We start from the raw sequence: 13052 nt of genomic DNA, 5'->3' as shown, positions 1-13052 counted from the left end.
TCAGCGGGTGGCGAACAGGACGGCGAGCGCGATCGCGCCCGCCACGCAGGGCGCGATGATCTCGTACGCCCAGCGGACCGAGGGGCTGCCCTGCGCGGTCGGGCGCGACGCGCAGCGCTCGGCCTGCTCGCGCAGGTCGTCGATGTGCTGGTCGGCCGGCGCCCGGCGCGCCCGCGCGTCGGTGACGTCGGCGGTCGCCGAGGTCCTGCCGTACGGGTCGTCCGACGCCTGCTTGGCCTGCCGGCGGGCGACCTGCTTGCGCTGGCGCAGCGACACGGGGATCGCCCACAGCTGGTACTTCCCGCCGCCCGCGAACACCTCGCTGGAGTACCCGGCCCGTACGCCCTCGACCGACGCCCAGGGCAGCGTGATCGTACGGAAGGGATTGCGGATCCGCAGCCGGTCGTCATTGGCGAAGACGGCGGGCCGCAGGGTGAAGGCGACCACCAGCGGCACCGCGAACAGCAGGCCCGCCACGGCGGCCCACGGCGTACGGCCCTCGCCGCGCACCAGCGCGTCGCCGCCGACCCACGCGGCCAGCGCGAGCACCAGGACCCCTCCCGCGAGGGCGGAGGAGGACCGGAAGACCCGGTCGGCGTACGTCGGCTCGGCGGGCGGCTCGTTCGGTCCGCCGGGGTTGGTGGTCATGCGGCCGATTCTGCCTCACGTCACACCGGCTCGGCGGGTACGGGGGTGTACAGGCAGCTACGCGCGTAGATATGCTCATCTGGTGACCATGCCCACCACTGCACCCGCATTCGCCGACGTGACCGCGTCCGACGGTGCGCTGCGCCGCTTCCTGCACGGGCTCCCCGGCGTAGACACCGTCGGCCTCGAAGCGCGCGCCGCGTCCCTCGGCACCCGTTCGGTCAAGACCACGTCGAAGGCGTACGCCATCGACCTGGCCATCTCGATGATCGACCTGACCACGCTCGAAGGCGCGGACACCCCGGGCAAGGTCCGGGCGCTCTGCGCCAAGGGCGCCAACCCCGATCCGACCGACCGCACGACGCCGCGCGTCGCCGCGATCTGCGTCTATCCGGACATGGCGCAGACCGCCAAGGAGGCCCTGGCCGGAACGGGCATCAAGGTCGCCTCGGTCGCCACCGCCTTCCCGGCCGGCCGCGCCGCCCTGCCCGTGAAGCTGGCGGACGTGCGCGACGCCGTATCCGCGGGCGCCGACGAGATCGACATGGTGATCGACCGGGGCGCGTTCCTGTCCGGCCACTACCTGAAGGTCTACGAGGAGATCGCGGCCGTGAAGGCCGAGTGCGGCGACACGGCCCGCCTCAAGGTCATCTTCGAGACCGGCGAGCTGTCGACGTACGACAACATCCGCCGCGCGTCCTGGCTCGGGATGCTCGCGGGCGCCGACTTCATCAAGACCTCCACCGGCAAGGTCGGCGTGAACGCCACCCCGCCGAACACCCTGCTCATGCTCGAGGCCGTACGCGACTTCAAGGCGCAGACTGGAATCCAGATCGGCGTGAAGCCGGCCGGCGGCATCCGCACGACCAAGGACGCGATCAAGTTCCTGGTCCTGGTCAACGAGACGGTCGGCGAGGACTGGCTCACCAACGAATGGTTCCGCTTCGGCGCCTCCTCGCTGCTGAATGACCTGCTGATGCAGCGGCAGAAGCTGAGCACCGGCCGTTACTCCGGTCCCGACTACGTGACGGTGGACTGATCACCATGGCATCCGCATTCGAATACGCACCCGCCCCCGAGTCCCGCTCGGTGGTCGACATCGCTCCGTCGTACGGCCTGTTCATCGACGGCGAGTTCACCGACGCGGCCGACGGCAAGGTCTTCAAGACCGTCTCGCCGTCGACCGAGGAAGTCCTCTCCGAGGTCGCCCGCGCGGGCGCCGAGGACGTCGACCGCGCCGTGAAGGCGGCCCGCAAGGCGTTCGAGAAGTGGTCCGCGCTGCCCGGCGCCGAGCGTGCCAAGTACCTCTTCCGCATCGCGCGGATCATCCAGGAGCGCTCGCGCGAGCTGGCCGTCCTGGAGACGCTCGACAACGGCAAGCCGATCAAGGAGACCCGCGACGCGGACCTCCCCCTGGTCGCCGCGCACTTCTTCTACTACGCGGGCTGGGCCGACAAGCTCGACCACGCCGGGTACGGCGCCGACCCGCGCCCGCTGGGCGTGGCCGGTCAGGTCATCCCGTGGAACTTCCCGCTCCTGATGCTGGCGTGGAAGATCGCCCCGGCGCTCGCGACGGGCAACACCGTCGTCCTGAAGCCGGCCGAGACGACGCCGCTCTCCGCGCTCTTCTTCGCCGACATCTGCCGCCAGGCGGGTCTGCCCAGGGGCGTCGTCAACATCCTTCCCGGTTACGGGGACGCCGGCGCCGCGCTCGTCGAGCACCCGGACGTGAACAAGGTCGCCTTCACCGGCTCCACGGCCGTCGGCAAGGCCATCGCCCGCCAGGTCGCGGGTACGGACAAGAAGGTCACCCTGGAGCTGGGCGGCAAGGGCGCGAACATCGTCTTCGACGACGCCCCCATCGACCAGGCCGTCGAGGGCATCGTCACCGGCATCTTCTTCAACCAGGGCCAGGTCTGCTGCGCGGGCTCGCGCCTGCTGGTCCAGGAGTCGATCCAGGACGAGCTGCTCGACTCCCTCAAGCGCAGGCTCTCCACGCTGCGCCTGGGCGATCCCCTGGACAAGAACACCGACATCGGCGCGATCAACTCCGCCGAGCAGCTCGCCCGTATCACCGCGCTCGCCGAGACCGGCGAGGCGGAGGGCGCCGAGCGCTGGTCCGCGCCGTGCGACCTGCCCTCCTCCGGGTACTGGTTCGCGCCGACGCTCTTCACCGGCGTGACGCAGGCGCACACCGTCGCCCGCGACGAGATCTTCGGCCCGGTGCTCTCGGTGCTGTCGTTCCGTACGCCCGACGAGGCCGTCGCCAAGGCCAACAACAGCCAGTACGGCCTGTCCGCCGGCATCTGGACCGAGAAGGGCTCGCGGATCCTCGCCGTCGCGAACAAGCTGCGCGCCGGCGTCGTCTGGGCCAACACGTTCAACAAGTTCGACCCGACCTCGCCCTTCGGCGGTTACAAGGAGTCGGGCTTCGGCCGCGAAGGCGGCCGCCACGGTCTGGAGGCCTACCTCGATGTCTGACCGCTTGACTGTCCTCAAGACCTACAAGCTGTACGTCGGGGGCAAGTTCCCCCGTTCCGAGAGCGGCCGGGTGTACGAAGTGACCGACTCGAAGGACAAGTGGCTGGCCAACGCCCCCCTGTCGTCCCGCAAGGACGCCCGTGACGCGGTCGTCGCAGCGCGCAAGGCGTTCGGCGCCTGGTCGGGCGCGACGGCGTACAACCGGGGCCAGGTGCTCTACCGCGTCGCGGAGATGCTGGAAGGCCGCAGGAGCCAGTTCGTGCACGAGGTGGCGCACGCGGAGGGCCTGTCCAAGTCCAAGGCGGCGGAGGTCGTCGAGGCGGCCGTCGACCGCTGGGTCTGGTACGCGGGCTGGACCGACAAGATCGCGCAGATCGTGGGCGGGGCGAACCCGGTCGCGGGCCCGTTCTTCAACCTCTCCACCCCCGAGCCCACCGGCGTCGTCACGGTGGTGGCGCCCCAGGAGTCGTCCTTCCTGGGCCTGGTCTCGGTGATCGCCCCGGTGATCGCGACGGGCAACACGGCCGTCGTCGTCGCCTCGGAGAAGTCGCCGCTGCCCGCGCTGGCCCTCGGTGAGGTGCTGGCCACGTCCGACCTGCCGGGCGGCGTGGTCAACGTCCTGTCGGGGCGCACCCGCGAGATCGCCCTCCCGCTCGCCTCCCACCAGGACGTCAACGCGATCGACCTCACGGGCGCGGACGCCGGCCTGGCGCGTGATCTGGAGATCGCCGCCGCCGACAACCTCAAGCGGGTTCTGCGTCCACAGGCTGTGGACGGCGACTGGTCGGCCGACCCCGGCACCCGCCGTCTGACGGCCTTCCTCGAAACGAAGACGGTCTGGCACCCGACGGGCACGCTGGGCGCGTCCGGCTCGGCGTACTGACACGCCGGCCGGCCCACGCGGACGGGCCCCGTACCACTCACCCGGTACGGGGCCCGTCCGCGTCCGTTCCGCCGTTCCCGTACGGGCGCGACGCGCCGGGTCAGCCCGGCAGCAGCCCCGTCGCCGGGCCGACCAGCGGCAGTTCCCGCAGCGCGTCGCCCTGGGTGAGCGGGGCGGTGACCGCCGCCGTGCTCAGCGGCTGGAAGTCGGCGACCTGAGTGCCCAGTCCGTTGTCCAGAGGGTCGACGCCCGTCCCGGCCAGGGGGTTCAGGCGGAAGTCCTTGACCGGGGCGGTCGCGGCGCCGAGCCCGCCGGTCAGGGCGAGGCCCGTCGCCGCCGGGTCGAGGCTCTCCAGCGGCACGTCGATCCCGGCCTCCTTCGGCACCGGCGCCGCCTGCGCCGCACCACCGCCCGCGGCGAGGGCCGCACCGGCGGCGGTGACGGCCAGACCTGCGCGCAGGAGAGCGCTCAGCTGGGACTTGGGACCTGCGTGACGTGCCATGGAATTCCCGCCTGCGTGAGTAATCATGAGCGCACGCAGCGTAGTTGAGATGTGATGCCCGATACCAACGCCTTCCCGGTGGGATCCCCCGACCGGGTCAATGCCGCACAATGGTTCCCCGTGAGTTCATCTCCCATAGCCACGCGCGTCGTCCTGCTGACGGGCCCCTCCGGTTCCGGCAAATCGTCGCTCGCCGCCCGTACGGGCCTGCCCGTGCTGCGCCTCGACGACTTCTACAAGGAGGGCGACGACCCCACCCTCCCGCTGGTCGTGGGGAGCACGGACATCGACTGGGACTCACCGCTGTCGTGGGACGCGGACGCCGCCGTCGCGGCGATCGAGGAGCTGTGCCGTACGGGGCGTACGACCGTGCCCGTGTACTCCATCGCCACCAGCTCCATCGAGGACCGGGAGGCGCTGGACATCGAGCGCACCCCGCTGTTCGTGGCGGAGGGCATCTTCGCGGCGGACATCGTGGCGCGCTGCGCGGAGCTGGGCGTGCTCGCCGACGCCCTGTGCCTGCGCGGGCGTCCGGGGACGACCTTCCGCCGGCGGCTGCTCCGGGACCTGCGGGAGGGGCGGAAGTCGGTGCCGTTCCTGCTGCGCAGGGGATGGCGGTTGATGCGGGCGGAGCGGGCGATCGTGGAGCGTCAGACCGCTCTGGGGGCGCACCCCTGCGCGAAGGACGAGGCACTGGGCAGGCTCGCGGCCGCCGCGGCGGGCCGCCACCGCACTCCGGCCGCGCGCTAGCCCCGCGCGGGGCGGCGGGACACAGCGGGACACAGCGCGGCGGGGCCGTACAGGCTCCCCCGCCTGTACGACCCCGCCGCGTTCCCCCCGGTACTCCCGCCGTCTCCCCCGAAACGGCGGCCCCCGTACCCCCCGTACCCCTCAGGCCACCAGCTCGCCGAAGGACTCCTCCTCGTCACGGCCGAAGCTGAGGACGTCGTCCTCGCGCAGCCGGCGCAGGGAGCGCCAGATGCTGCTCTTGACCGTGCCGACACTGATGTCGAGGATTTCCGCGATCTCCGGGTCCGTGCGGCCCTCGTAGTACCGCAGGACCAGCATGGTGCGCTGGAGTTCGGGCAGCCGGGCCAGCGCCTGCCACAGGACGGCGCGCAGCTCGGTGCCGCGCATCGCGTCCGTGTCGGTCGCCGTCTCCGGCAGCTCCTCGGTCGGGTACTCGTTCAGCTTGCGCCTGCGCCAGGCGCTGATGTGCAGGTTCGTCATCGTGCGGCGCAGGTAGCCGCCGACCGCCGCCTTGTCGCTGATCCTGTCCCAGGCGCGGTACGTGGAGAAGAGGGCGCTCTGCAGCAGGTCCTCGGCCTCGTACCGGTCGCCGGTCAGGTGGTAGGCGGTCGCGTACAGGGAGGCGCGGCGCTCCTGGACGTAGGTGGTGAACTCCACCTCCGACACCGAAGCGCCTTCCCCCGTCGCCTCCCGGTACGCCGCTCCCCCGTGCCCCCCGTCGCCCCCAGCGGAAGCGCCCGGCACCGAGGCCACGTGCAGGGACTGGGTGCGCTGACGCACGATCCCCCGAGCGCATCCCCGCACTCCCCCGGTCTCCCGGCTCCGTTCGAGCAGGGAGGTGCCCCCTTCGGCACCGGACTTCTCGGTGCTCCGCGTGACGTCGTGGAGCCGCGTGACAACTGCGCTGGAGGTGGTGCTGTGCAGTGCGTTCATCTCGCGCCCCCCGTCAATGGAGTCCGGTGCTGTCCGTGTGCCCAAAAGCTTGCCGGGGCAGTTTCATCGGGGTGTCCGCCGACTGTCACAGCCGTGTCACAGCGACCGGTGGTGCTCCAACTGTCGATCCGTCCCTCCCCCATGGGCCAGAATGACCTCTGTGCCTTTCCTGTTGCTGATCGAGGACGACCACGCCATCCGCACGGCCCTCGAGCTCTCCCTGTCACGCCAGGGCCACCGTGTGGCCACCGCGGCGACGGGAGAGGACGGCCTGAAACTGCTGCGTGAGCAGCGGCCGGACCTGATCGTGCTGGACGTGATGCTGCCCGGCATCGACGGATTCGAGGTGTGCCGGCGCATCAGGCGCACCGACCAGCTGCCGATCATCCTGCTGACCGCGCGCAGCGACGACATCGACGTGGTGGTGGGTCTCGAATCCGGAGCCGACGACTACGTTGTCAAGCCGGTGCAGGGCCGGGTGCTCGACGCCCGTATCCGCGCGGTGCTGCGCCGGGGCGAGCGGGAGGCCAATGACGCCGCCGTGTTCGGCAACGTGACCATCGACCGGTCCGCGATGACGGTCACCAAGAACGGCGAGGACCTGCAGCTCACGCCGACCGAGCTGCGGCTGCTCCTGGAACTGAGCCGCCGCCCCGGGCAGGCCCTGTCGCGGCAGCAGTTGCTGCGGCTGGTGTGGGAGCACGACTACCTCGGCGACTCGCGGCTCGTCGACGCGTGCGTGCAGCGGCTGCGGGCCAAGGTCGAGGACGTACCGTCGTCCCCCACGCTCATCCGTACGGTCCGCGGGGTCGGCTACCGGCTGGACTCGCCTTCGTGAGCGCTGCCCGGGAGAAGTCCCCGCAGGCGGGACCGCGCTGGACCAGTCTGCGGCTGCGGCTCGTCGTCGTGTTCGCGCTGGTGGCGCTGACCGCCGCCGTGTCCGCGTCGGGCATCGCGTACTGGCTCAACCGCGAGGCGGTGCTGACCCGTACGCAGGACGCCGCGCTCAACAGCTTCCGCCAGGAGATGCAGAACCGCGCGGCCACGCTGCCGCTGCGGCCGACGCAGGCGGAACTCCAGGCCGCGGCGACGCAGATGGCGGCGGGCGGCAACCCCGGCTACAGCGTGCTGCTGGTGGACGAGCGGGAGCCGGGCAAGCCGATAGCCGCCACCTCGGACGTCGACACCCTGACGCTCGAGGACGTGCCGAAGGAGCTCCAGGACGCGGTGAACCGGCGGCAGAAGGTCACCGAGGCCAACGAGTTCCCGTACCACCTGTACTGGGTGCGCATAATCCCGAGGGACAAGCCGTCCCTGGTGGCGGGCACGAAGGTCATCGGCGGCGGACCGACCGGCTACATGCTGACCTCGCTGGAGCAGGAGCGCGACGACCTCAACTCGCTGGCCTGGTCCCTGGCCATCGCCACCGCGCTGGCCCTGCTGGGCTCCGCGCTGCTCGCGCAGGCGGCGGCGACGACCGTGCTCAAGCCCGTGCAGCGGCTCGGCGACGCGGCCCGGCGGCTCGGCGAGGGCAAGCTCGACACCCGGCTGCGGGTATCGGGTACGGACGAACTGGCAGAGCTGTCACGGACCTTCAACCGGACCGCCGAGTCGCTGGAGAAGAAGGTCGCGGACATGAGCGCGCGGGAGGAGTCCAGCCGCCGCTTCGTCGCCGACATGTCGCACGAGCTGCGGACCCCGCTGACCGCGATCACGGCGGTGGCGGAGGTCCTGGAGGACGAGGCGGACAACCTCGACCCGATGATCGCGCCCGCCGTGCACCTGGTGGTGAGCGAGACGAGGCGGCTGAACGACCTGGTGGAGAACCTCATGGAGGTGACCCGCTTCGACGCGGGCACGGCCCGTCTGGTCCTCGACGACGTCGACGTGGCCGACCAGGTGACGGCCTGCATCGACGCCCGCGCGTGGCTCGACGCGGTCGATCTCGATGCCGAGCGCGGCATCATGGCGCGCCTCGACCCGCGCCGGCTCGACGTGATCCTGGCGAACCTGATCGGGAACGCGCTCAAGCACGGCGGTTCGCCGGTGCGGGTGTCGGTGCGGCCCATCGACCACGAGCTGCTCATCGAGGTACGGGACCACGGCCCGGGCATCCCCGAGGCCGTGCTGCCGCACGTCTTCGACCGCTTCTACAAGGCGAGCGCGTCGCGCCCGCGCTCCGAGGGCAGCGGCCTCGGCCTGTCCATCGCCATGGAGAACGCGCACATCCACGGCGGGGACATCACCGCCTCCAACTCGCCGGAGGGCGGCGCGGTCTTCGTCCTGCGGCTGCCGCTCGACGTGTCGCGGACGGCTGACGGAGACGACGACGGCGGCGTCGGCGTGAGGGAGGGACAGGAGTGCGAGGACCAGTGAAACGCAGGCTGACCCGTCTCACCGCCCTCGCCGCGCTCTGTGCCGCGCTCGCCGGGTGCGGGATCCGGACCACCTCGGTGCCGGTCGACGCGGGCGCCGCGCCGTCCCGGGTGCCCTGCGAGCTGTCGGCTCAGGAGCCGGCCGCAGAGGCGGGGTCCGGCGTACCGCTCCAGGTGCATCTGGTCTGCGGGGCCCAGCTGGTCTCGGTGGACCGGACGGTGCGGATTCCCGAGGAGCGGCTGTCCGACCGGGTTCGCGTCGCGCAGACGCTGCTCGACGAGCTCAAGAAGGAGCCGTCGGCGGAGGAGAAGCAGGCGGGTTTCAGCACCGACGTGCGGGAGTCGCTGTCCGTCTCCGGGGGACGCAAGGGAGACCCCCGGGACGCGCTGCGGCTGAGCAGCCAGCCCGAGGACCTTCCCACGCACGCGCTGGCCCAGATCGTCTGTACGTACGCGGACAGCGCGGCGGCCGGGCCCGACCGGTCGGTGGTGCTCGGCGGTCCTTCCGACGACCCGGTACGCGGGTACCAGTGCACGGCGGCGCTCCGGGCCCGGCCCGAGTCGGTGCTGCCGACGCTGGGCGAGATCCGTCCCACGCGCTGATCCGGGCCCGGAGGCCCGGCTCGTCACACTGTCGTCACGGGCGGAACCGATCCTGCCGGTGGCCGCGTCTTGGGGGGCGTGCGTCATGGCTCGGACGGCAGCGCCGTCATCAACCGCCTCCGCGCGGCGGGAGGCTTACTCCTCGTCGCGCACCTGCTGGTCGTCGCGTCGCTGACGCTGCGCCCCCTGGACGTCCCGTGGGTGACCGCGCCGAACTTCCAGCCGCTGGCCGGCATCGAGGCCGACCTGGCGCTCGGTCCCGCGCGAGCCGCGCGGCGCATCGGCGAGGGGCTGCTGCTGCTGGCGCCGCTGGGCGTGCTGCTGCCGATGGCGGGGGGCCGCCTCCACGTGTCGCCGGTCGCCTCGCTGGCGCGTACGGCCCTGGCGGGGGCCCTGTTCTCGCTGGGCATCGAACTGCTCCAGACCGGGGTGCCCGGGCGTGTCGTCGACGTGGACTCGCTGCTGCTGAACACGGCGGGGGTGGCCCTGACGCACCTGGCGGTCGTACCGATGGGGCGGGCGCGGCTGCGCCGCAGGCACCGCACGGAGTCGGGGCGGTCCCGGGTGGCGCGCCGGGACGAGATGCCTCAGGGCGCTACCCCGACGATTCCCAGGGTCGGGATCGCCCCGTAGAGCGACGCTTTGACCGTTCTCGGCGCGCAGCATGGAGACATCGGGAGGCACACCGGAAGTGACCCCCGGCCCAGCTACGAGGAGCCCGCCATGACCGCCCTTGTCCGCCCCCGTAACGGCCGAGTGATCGGCGGAGTCTGCGCTGCGCTGGCACGGCGCTTCGGCACCTCGGCGAACACGATGCGAGTGATCTTCCTGGTCTCGTGTCTGCTGCCCGGGCCTCAGTTCCTGCTGTACCTGGCGCTGTGGGTCTTCCTGCCCAGCGAGCAGAACGCGAAGACCGCCTGGTAGTCGCGCGGGACGACGCGCGAAGGGGCGCGCGCCGGAACCGATGTTCCGGTGCGCGCCCCGTGCGCGTGTGCCGCGCCGTGCGGAGCGTCAGCCGCCGAGGCCGGGCAGCGCGCCGCCGCCGGCCGGCAGGCCGCCGAGCAGGCCCTTCAGCGGGTCGGCACTGCGGGCCCCGCCCTTGCCTTCGGGCGTCTGGGCCTTGGAGAGGGCGTCGGTCGTGGTCGCGGGGAGGGTGGAGGCGCTGCCCGTGAGGGTGCTCACGCCGCCGCTCAGAGCCTCGGGGGCGCCGCCGGGGAGCTTGCCGACGACGTCCTGCAGCGGCAGGATCGTGGTGGCGGAGCTCAGCGCGCCCGTCAGGTCGGGCACGGCCGGAGCGGCCGGCGCAGCGGAGGCGCTGCCCGCGGCGGCAGCGGCGAAGGCGGCGCCGAGCGCGGCGGCACCGAGAGTCTTGGCAGCAGACTGCTTCATGAAGAGAACGTCCTCGCAAACGGGGAATGGGGAGCGGCTCTGCAAGCTAGCCACGCCCGGACTCCGCCGCAAACACGCGAAGGCGGCCGGGAATTGACGTTCCCGGCCGCCTTCACAGCGGTGTGTTCGACCTCAGCTGGAGGAAGAGCCGCTGGTCACGGCGGTCTGACGGAACAGCCATTCGGATTTCAGCTCGGCGTAACCGGGCTTGATCACGTCATTGATCATGGCGAGGCGTTCGTCGAAAGGAATGAATGCTGATTTCATCGCATTGACTGTGAACCACTGCATGTCGTCGAGCGTGTAGCCGAATGCCTCGACCAGGTGCTCGAACTCGCGGCTCATGCTGGTACCGCTCATCAGCCGGTTGTCGGTGTTGACCGTGGTGCGGAAGTGCAGCTTGCGCAGCAGCCCGATGGGGTGTGCGGCGTACGAGTCGGCCGCGCCCGTCTGCAGGTTGGACGTCGGGCACATCTCCAGCGGGATGCGCTTGTCGCGCACGTACGCGGCGAGGCGGCCCAGCGTGACGCTGCCGTCCTCCGCGACCTCGATGTCGTCGATGATGCGCACGCCGTGACCGAGCCGGTCGGCGCCGCACCACTGGAGCGCCTGCCAGATGGAGGGGAGCCCGAAGGCTTCACCGGCGTGGATCGTGAAGTGGTTGTTCTCGCGCTTGAGGTACTCGAAGGCGTCGAGGTGGCGGGTGGGCGGGAAGCCCGCCTCGGCGCCGGCGATGTCGAAGCCGACGACGCCGTTCCCGCGGTAGCGGTTGGCCAGCTCGGCGATCTCCAGGGCGCGGGCGGCGTGGCGCATCGCGGTCAGCAGGGCGCCGACGCGGATGCGGTGCCCGTTCGCCTTCGCGCGGCGCTCGCCCTCGCGGAAGCCGTCGGTGACGGCCTCGACGACCTCTTCGAGGGTCAGGCCGTTCTCGAGGTGCTGCTCGGGGGCGTACCGGATCTCGGCGTAGACGACGCCGTCCTCGGCGAGGTCCTCGGCGCACTCGGCGGCGACGCGGAACAGCGCGTCACGCGTCTGCATGACGGCGCAGGTGTGCGCGAAGGTCTCCAGGTAGCGCTCCAGCGAACCGGAGTCGGCGGCCTCGCGGAACCAGATGCCGAGCTTGTCGGCGTCGGTCTCGGGGAGTGACTCGTAACCCGCCTCGCGGGCGAGATCGATGATCGTGCCGGGCCGCAGGCCACCGTCGAGGTGGTCGTGGAGCAGCACCTTCGGGGCGCGGCGGATCTGGTCCGCGGTGGGCGTGTTGGGGGTCTCGCTCGTCATCTGCGCACTCTAGCGCCTACGCGCGTAGATCGCCTCTGTCGATACGTAACAGTGACCGTGCGGACGGGTGGAGTACACCTGCGCTTCTGAGACTGTTCTGTCATGGCACAGCAAGCGACCCCGGTTTCCGGGGCCCGGTTGGGGCGGGCGGTCGGGGCGGCCGGGGGCGGTGACCGCACGGTGTGCGGCGTGGTCCTGCTGCTTCCCGCCGGTGAACCGCTGTCGGCGCGCGGACCGTCGCCGCTGGCGCACGCCGGCGTACGGCCGCTGGCGCGGCGGCTGGCGGCGGCGGGGCGCGACGAGGGGCTCGTCGCCCACGTCGTGCGCTACCGCGGCCGCGGCTGGAACGGTGCGGACGCCCGGCTCGCGGCGGACGCGACGTGGGCGGCGGACGAGGCCGTACGGCGCTACGGCGACGTACCGATATGCCTGGCGGGGATCGACATGGGCGGGCGGGCGGCGCTGCACGCGGCGGACCACCCGGCCGTCACGTCGGTGCTCGCGCTCGCGCCGTGGCTGCCGGACGACGACGTCGCGGCGGCGGAGGAGCCGGTGAAGCAGCTCGCCGGGCGGCACGTGCTGATCGTGCACGGCACGAACGACGAGCGCACCGATCCCGAGCTGTCGTACCGGCTGGCCGAGCGGGCCAAGAAGGTCAACCGCGACACGTGCCGCTTCGAGGTGCACTCGGACGGCCACTCCATGCGGCAGCACCGGCCGGAGGTGCTGGCGCTGGCGGCCGATTTCGTACGGGGGGCGCTCTTCGGGACCGGGTACGCCCGTCCGGTGGCCGACGCGCTGGCGGCGCCGCCGCCCCTGGGGCTGCGCATGCCATTGGCCTCCGGCTTCGGGCGGCACCCGGGCCGCTAGCCGCGGAAGGCGCGGGGCAGCGCGACGACCCCGCCCGCACGCGGACCGGTGGCCGGCGTGGTCACTGTGGTGGGGCGGTGACTTCGGCCATCCAGCCGATGGGGAGTTCGGCGCCGTCCAGGGTGATCGCCTCCACCGCGCCACTGCGGGGATCGATGTCGGCCGCCACGCCGTCGCCCTCGTAGCGCGGGTAGCCGGAGGCTCCCGTTCCCCCGGTGGCCTCCACGAGGGCCGTCCGCAGCGTGGACCCGTGGTCGGGGTGTCCGGCGGCGTCGGCCGCCCGGGGCTTGATCTCCACCGTGTAGTGGGCGGGCGGCGGGGTGGTGGGCGTAGGCAT

General features: G+C 72.0%; 16 protein-coding genes. 10 read left to right on the top strand and 6 right to left on the bottom strand.

Annotated elements, in window-relative coordinates:
• Positions 1 to 648 carry a PH domain-containing protein gene (locus tag AC07FK_RS14245; protein WP_479105158.1) on the bottom strand — a complete coding sequence of 216 codons (648 nt, stop codon included), beginning with the start codon at positions 646 to 648 and terminating at the stop codon, positions 1 to 3.
• A gap of 88 nt (positions 649 to 736) precedes the next feature.
• Between AC07FK_RS14245 and deoC the strand changes: the two genes are divergently transcribed.
• The 3 genes from deoC to AC07FK_RS14230 are packed head-to-tail and all read left to right on the top strand — an operon-like array spanning position 737 to position 4012.
• The gene (gene deoC / locus AC07FK_RS14240) at positions 737 to 1687 is read left to right on the top strand and encodes a deoxyribose-phosphate aldolase (protein WP_479105463.1); all 951 of its coding nucleotides are present in this window, start codon (positions 737 to 739) and stop codon (positions 1685 to 1687) included.
• Between the two features lie 5 nt (positions 1688 to 1692).
• Positions 1693 to 3129 (top strand): aldehyde dehydrogenase family protein, encoded by a 1437-nt coding sequence (locus AC07FK_RS14235; RefSeq protein ID WP_479105157.1) that lies wholly within the window; start codon positions 1693 to 1695, stop codon positions 3127 to 3129.
• Positions 3122 to 4012, top strand: a complete 891-nt coding sequence (locus AC07FK_RS14230; protein ID WP_479105156.1) for an aldehyde dehydrogenase family protein — start codon at positions 3122 to 3124, stop codon at positions 4010 to 4012. The genes AC07FK_RS14235 and AC07FK_RS14230 overlap by 8 nt, the downstream gene beginning before the upstream one ends.
• Before the next feature lie 100 nt (positions 4013 to 4112).
• Here AC07FK_RS14230 and AC07FK_RS14225 read toward each other — a convergent pair whose 3' ends face one another.
• Entirely contained in the window at positions 4113 to 4514 is a 402-nt protein-coding gene (locus AC07FK_RS14225) for a hypothetical protein (RefSeq protein WP_479105155.1), read from the bottom strand.
• A gap of 54 nt (positions 4515 to 4568) precedes the next feature.
• Here AC07FK_RS14225 and AC07FK_RS14220 point away from each other — a divergent pair, with 54 nt between their 5' ends.
• Entirely contained in the window at positions 4569 to 5264 is a 696-nt protein-coding gene (locus AC07FK_RS14220) for a uridine kinase (RefSeq protein ID WP_479105154.1), read from the top strand.
• A gap of 141 nt (positions 5265 to 5405) precedes the next feature.
• Here AC07FK_RS14220 and AC07FK_RS14215 read toward each other — a convergent pair whose 3' ends face one another.
• Entirely contained in the window at positions 5406 to 6197 is a 792-nt protein-coding gene (locus tag AC07FK_RS14215) for a SigE family RNA polymerase sigma factor (RefSeq protein ID WP_479105153.1), read from the bottom strand.
• A gap of 160 nt (positions 6198 to 6357) precedes the next feature.
• Between AC07FK_RS14215 and afsQ1 the strand changes: the two genes are divergently transcribed.
• The 5 genes from afsQ1 to AC07FK_RS14190 all read left to right on the top strand — a co-directional run bounded on the left by afsQ1 (position 6358) and on the right by AC07FK_RS14190 (position 10099).
• Positions 6358 to 7035 (top strand): two-component system response regulator AfsQ1, encoded by a 678-nt coding sequence (afsQ1, locus tag AC07FK_RS14210; RefSeq protein WP_479105462.1) that lies wholly within the window; start codon positions 6358 to 6360, stop codon positions 7033 to 7035.
• Entirely contained in the window at positions 7032 to 8573 is a 1542-nt protein-coding gene (locus tag AC07FK_RS14205) for an ATP-binding protein (RefSeq protein ID WP_479105152.1), read from the top strand. Before afsQ1 ends, AC07FK_RS14205 begins: the two co-directional genes overlap by 4 nt.
• Positions 8570 to 9175 carry a hypothetical protein gene (locus AC07FK_RS14200; protein ID WP_479105151.1) on the top strand — a complete coding sequence of 202 codons (606 nt, stop codon included), beginning with the start codon at positions 8570 to 8572 and terminating at the stop codon, positions 9173 to 9175. Before AC07FK_RS14205 ends, AC07FK_RS14200 begins: the two co-directional genes overlap by 4 nt.
• Positions 9176 to 9253: 78 nt before the next feature.
• The gene (locus AC07FK_RS14195) at positions 9254 to 9808 is read left to right on the top strand and encodes a VanZ family protein (RefSeq protein ID WP_479105150.1); all 555 of its coding nucleotides are present in this window, start codon (positions 9254 to 9256) and stop codon (positions 9806 to 9808) included.
• Between the two features lie 90 nt (positions 9809 to 9898).
• Positions 9899 to 10099 (top strand): PspC domain-containing protein, encoded by a 201-nt coding sequence (locus AC07FK_RS14190; protein WP_479105149.1) that lies wholly within the window; start codon positions 9899 to 9901, stop codon positions 10097 to 10099.
• 87 nt (positions 10100 to 10186) lie between these two features.
• On the opposite strand, the gene AC07FK_RS14185 is transcribed toward AC07FK_RS14190, so the two are convergent.
• Together AC07FK_RS14185 and AC07FK_RS14180 are read right to left on the bottom strand one after the other, a co-directional pair.
• The gene (locus AC07FK_RS14185) at positions 10187 to 10564 is read right to left on the bottom strand and encodes an ATP-binding protein (protein ID WP_479105148.1); all 378 of its coding nucleotides are present in this window, start codon (positions 10562 to 10564) and stop codon (positions 10187 to 10189) included.
• A 132-nt stretch (positions 10565 to 10696) separates the two neighbouring features.
• A complete protein-coding gene (locus AC07FK_RS14180; protein WP_479105147.1) occupies positions 10697 to 11845 on the bottom strand; it encodes an adenosine deaminase in 1149 nt (382 codons plus the stop codon).
• 102 nt (positions 11846 to 11947) lie between these two features.
• Here AC07FK_RS14180 and AC07FK_RS14175 point away from each other — a divergent pair, with 102 nt between their 5' ends.
• Positions 11948 to 12715, top strand: coding sequence for an alpha/beta hydrolase (locus tag AC07FK_RS14175; protein WP_479105146.1), 768 nt, complete (start codon positions 11948 to 11950; stop codon positions 12713 to 12715).
• Between the two features lie 61 nt (positions 12716 to 12776).
• Here AC07FK_RS14175 and AC07FK_RS14170 read toward each other — a convergent pair whose 3' ends face one another.
• Positions 12777 to 13052, bottom strand: a complete 276-nt coding sequence (locus tag AC07FK_RS14170) for a hypothetical protein (RefSeq protein WP_479105145.1) — start codon at positions 13050 to 13052, stop codon at positions 12777 to 12779.

The sequence above is a fragment of the Streptomyces sp. NPDC046122 genome (genome assembly GCF_056429965.1).
This window is presented reverse-complemented; position numbering and strand designations above follow the sequence as displayed.